General features: G+C 50.8%; 1 protein-coding gene. It reads right to left on the bottom strand.

Annotation, left to right across the window (positions count from 1 at the left end):
• On the bottom strand, positions 1-506 hold a 506-nt coding region (locus H8Z83_RS19220), incomplete at its 3' end, for a plasmid recombination protein (protein ID WP_187016494.1).
• Positions 507-916 lie beyond the last annotated feature (410 nt).

Consider the following 916-nt stretch of genomic DNA (forward strand, 5'->3'; position numbering starts at 1 on the left):
TGCTGCTTCAATGCCTGTTTCATAGATACCCTTGTAGAAAGTCCTCTTGACTGCTCCGTTGCCACAGGGATAAAATCGACATGGAGATGGGGCGTTGCCTCGTCCATGTGCAGCACCATATTGAACACCCGCAGATGGGGGTTGCGTTCTGCAAAAGACTCCGCAAAATCTTTCAGAGCTGCCGCCGCCCGTTCTCCGTCCGGCGTACCGCACCCACAGTCGCTCATGTTGCCGATCTGGAAGATCGCTTCATGGAACAGCTTTTCCTGTTTACTCTGCCGGATATGCTCATAGTAGTCCGGTATCTTATCTCTCGTTTTGGTTTTCTTTGCGTTGTAGGCTGCGAGAGCTTCATCAAAGACCATATGATAGACCTGCTTCAGATCCTCGTTGCAGAAAACAATGTTCTGCTCCGTCCGGCTCCGGTCTACATTCGCCGCTGAGAAGCTGCGGTTGTTGTGCCGGATGCTCCCTGCACCTGTCATACCCGAAATCGTAACTCCCATAAAATCGCCCCCTTTCCGCTTATTCTTCCGTCCTCTATTTTATCATAAATTTCCGCTAAAAACAACCTCTTTGTTACTTTCTTGTGAGAAAGTAACGCAAAAGCACTTTCACACCGCCACCCCATCGGTGCAGCGGTGTGAAAGTGCTTTGCGCCCCTAAAGGGGAGGGGTTGCCGGAGCTGCTTCACTGCCGGCTCGTGCCTGCTGCTCTGCCAGCTCCGGAGGGGCGCTGCCCCTGCCGTCTGCGGACGGCTCCCCGACCTTCATCCCACCGATAAACTGGAATTGGTCATAAAAAAGCCGATAACACATAGGTTTTTTGACCTAATGCGTTATCGGCTCTGCGTCTATGCGTCTGGCACTTTTAATCATTTTTTTTTGAATTTATTATATGTGTTAGCTAACTGTCC

The sequence above is a fragment of the Dysosmobacter segnis genome, assembly GCF_014297285.1.
Classification (GTDB): domain Bacteria; phylum Bacillota; class Clostridia; order Oscillospirales; family Oscillospiraceae; genus Oscillibacter; species Oscillibacter segnis.